A 3,033-nucleotide genomic window follows, 5' to 3' on the forward strand; every position below is an offset into this window, starting at 1 on the left:
GTGCAGCATCGGCATTGGGAAATCTAGGGGAGGCAGCCAAACCCTACGTCAAAGACATCACTGACATCCTCAAGGATAAATCTGTTGACTCAAGTGTTCGTTCCAGTGCAGCATCGGCATTGGGAAATCTAGGGGAGGCAGCCAAACCCTACGTCAAAGATATCGCTGACATCCTCAAGGATAAAACCGTTGACTCTTATGTTCGTTACGGTGCAGCATCGGCATTGGGAAATCTGGGGGAGGCAGCCAAACCCTACGTCAAAGACATCGCTGACATCCTCAAGGATAAAACCGTTGACTCTTATGTTCGTTCCGGTGCAGCATCGGCATTAGGAAATCTGGGGGAGGCAGAACCCTACGTCAAAGACATCGCTGACATTCTCAAGGATAAATTCGTTGACTCTTATTATGTTCGTTCCAGTGCAGGATCGACGTTGGCAAATCTGGGGGAGGCAGCCAAACCCTACGTCAAAGACATTGCTGATATCCTCAAGGATAAAACCGTTGACTCAAATGTTCGTTACTATGCAGCATCGGCATTGGAAAATCTGGGGGAGGCAGCCAAACCCTACGTCAAAGACATCGCTGACATCCTCAAGGATAAAACCGTTGACTCAAATGTTCGTTCCGGTGCAGCATCGGCATTGGGAAATCTGGGGGAGGTAGCCAAACCCTACGTCAAAGACATCCTCGACTTCCTCAAGGATAAAACCGTTGGCTCAAATGTTCGTTACGGTGCAGCATCGGCATTGGGAAATCTGGGGGAGGCAGCCAAACCCTACGTCAAAGACATTGCTGATATCCTCAAGGATAAAACCGTTGACCCCTCTGTTCGTTCCGGTGCAGCATCGGCATTAGGAAATCTGGGGGAGGCAGCCAAACCCTACGTCAAAGACATCGCTGACATCCTCAAGGATAAAACCGTTGACTCAAATTTTCGTTACTATGCAGCAATAGCATTGGGAAATCTGGGGGAGGCAGCCAAACCCTACGTCAAAGACATCGCTGACATCCTCAAGGATAAAACCGTTGACCCCTCTGTTCGTTCCGGTGCAGCATCGGCATTGGAGAAGATAGAACAACTTAACCTGAATAATATTGTTGTAATTTTGGATATGATCTATTACGCAGGTCAATCAGAATTTGCACAGTGGCGGTTTTTAAGCTATTTCCTGGGTGGCGGCACTGATGAAGTAAAAACCCTGCTCACATGGCTGGGTTTTCCTGAGACTAAAACAATTCCTACTTCATTAACTCACGATCGCGGTGATAAAACTCTCAAAATATTTGCCCAAGCCTGGGAACCTAGCCAAGGTTTTCCACGATTACGAGAAGACTTAGCAAAGCAAATTGCTGTAGTTGCCAGAAAAGTCTCTTGGCAACCACAAGATATTGTTATTTTAGAAACTCACTACAACAACCTAAAAAACGCCGGCTACAACGAAGCTGATTCACTGCAATCAGTAATAGTTAATCTCAAAACTTGGCAGTGGTTTCTCAACGCCAGAACTACTATTTTGATTCATGCTGCCTTTTGGCTTGTCCTGATTTTCGCTTATCCCAAATTTCCCCAAGTTCAAGCCATCTTCTTCTGGAATCCTTGGGTAAGGCGCATTCTCGGTGTCGGCTACGTCGGCTTAATTCTTACCTGGGTTCCCTTTTTCCGCGAAAAGTTATTTGAACCCTTCAAGCCATCCCTACTAGCCGATGCCGGGTTAGATAGTTTTAACCCCGAAGCTTACTTTCCAAATTCTAAAGTCAAAGTTCCCGGTGTAGATGAACCCGTACCAATTACCCAAGTCTTACCTAACATCAAAGGACAAGTCATTTTAGAAGGTGATTCTGGGTTGGGTAAGTCAATGTATCTGCGTTATTTAGTAAAAACTTCTGGGCGGCTTGTGGTTTATCTACCTGCCCAGAAGTGTGATAAAGGGGTAATTGAGGCAATTCAAGCCAAGCTGCACGGACAAGCACAAGATGCTGATTTTCTCAAGAATTTAATTTACAGTGGCGCATTAGATATTTGCATTGACGGACTGAATGAAGTTACCGCCGACACCAGGGCAAAAATCTGCCAGTTTGCCGAAAGTTATTTTCGGGGTAACATCATCATGACCACCCAACCTCTAGAGTGGACACCACCCTCAACAGCCAAAATATATAAGTTGCTCCCCCTTGAGGAACCACAAATTCAGCAATTTCTGATTTCCCGTCAGCCACGATTGCCCAAAAATGCCAAAGTTCAAGGTACTGATTATGAGCAAGCCACTGCTAGTTTTTTAACCAAAGCCCTCACTAATCAGCAATCACCACAAGAATTAACTGCCATTGAGAAGGTTCTCTCTAATCCAATGGATTTAACTGTGGTAGCCCTGATGCTATCCCAAGGCGAATACCCCGATTTGTTTCACTTGCAACAACATCAATATCACTTGATGGCAAGAGAATATTTGCAAGAGTGGAACCAGGAATTTCCATTGAAAAAATTCTCCGATGCTGTCTATCAAATGCGGCTGAAGGATGAGCAAGCATTACCTGCGGATGAATTTTACCAGGTATTACAGTCATTGGAAGACGATAAATATAAAATGGTTGTCAGCCGTCAGTGGCAAGACGAAAAAAGCGAAGCCAAGAGAGAATGGTACTTCCGCCACGATAAGATTATGGATTTCTTTTTGGTGCAAAGCTTTCTCGGCGAGAGTGAGGAAGCTAAAAACCGTCTCATTGACCACATGGACGACCCCCGTTTTCGTGGTGTCTACTTTTTGCTAGCAACCTTACTCCCGTTAGATGCTGCCAAAGAACTGAAGGAAAAATTAGTTCAATACGCCGCCGATACCAAAGACCATACTGTGAGTGATACCTTCGTGCAGTTGTTGCGGCCAAGGTCGTGATATTAATTCGTAATTAATAAAGAGACTTATAGGCTGAGGGCAAATTCTTGATTCAATTAAAATGAGTCTTTAATACTCGTGAATGAGTCTTTGAACTGGATGAATCCACCTCTGAACTCCGTTAACGAGTCTTTGAACT

At 44.9% G+C, this 3,033-nt stretch carries 1 protein-coding gene; it reads left to right on the forward strand.

Annotation, left to right across the window (positions count from 1 at the left end; all coding sequences use genetic code 11):
* Nucleotides 1-14 precede the first annotated feature (14 nt).
* A complete protein-coding gene (locus ABF638_RS37435; protein WP_435027793.1) occupies nucleotides 15-2,894 on the forward strand; it encodes a HEAT repeat domain-containing protein in 2,880 nt (959 codons plus the stop codon).
* Nucleotides 2,895-3,033 lie beyond the last annotated feature (139 nt).

The sequence above is a fragment of the Nostoc sp. CALU 1950 genome (genome assembly GCF_051172895.1).
Taxonomy (GTDB): Bacteria; Cyanobacteriota; Cyanobacteriia; order Cyanobacteriales; family Nostocaceae; genus Nostoc; species Nostoc edaphicum_A.